The organism is Nisaea sp., from assembly GCF_017640745.1.
Lineage (GTDB): Bacteria > Pseudomonadota > Alphaproteobacteria > Thalassobaculales > Thalassobaculaceae > Nisaea.
This window is the reverse complement of record NZ_JAEPQA010000080.1, coordinates 1-525: the sequence shown is the minus strand read 5'-3', so window position 1 is coordinate 525 and position 525 is coordinate 1. Positions and strand designations below refer to the sequence as shown.

Genomic DNA, 525 nt, shown 5'->3' with positions numbered 1-525 from the left:
GGCGGCGCATGACATCGACAAGGTCGAGAAGGCCGTGAAGCCGGCCGCACCCGTCCTGCCCTTCGTCAAGCCGCTGACCGATCTGGAAGACATCATCGAGCATCGCCGCGAGCTGCTGACGAAGTACCAGAACAAGGCCTATGCCGATCGCTACGAGGAAATCGTGCGCAAGGTCGCCAAGGCCGATCAGGCGAAAGGCTCCGGATTCAGCGGCATTGCCGAGGCGGTGGCCCGCAACCTCGCCAAGCTCATGGCCTACAAGGACGAGTACGAGGTCGCGCGGCTCTATACCGATGGCAAGTTCCTGCGGGAAATCCGCCAGACCTTCGACGGTGACTACAAGCTGCGCTTCCACCTCGCGCCTCCGGGCATCACCCGCCCGGATCCGGAAACCGGCAAGATCGAGAAGATGGAATTCGGACCCTGGATGCTGCCGGCCTTCCGTGTGCTGGCGAAGATGAAGGGACTGCGCGGCACGCGCTTCGACATCTTCGGGCGCACCGAGGAGCGGCGCATGGAACGGCA

Annotated in this window: 1 protein-coding gene; it reads left to right on the top strand. The window is 63.6% G+C overall.

Annotated features, from left to right (window positions below):
* The coding region (locus tag JJ959_RS21320) for a DUF6537 domain-containing protein (protein ID WP_366817105.1) at positions 1-525 on the top strand (525 nt) is incomplete at both ends.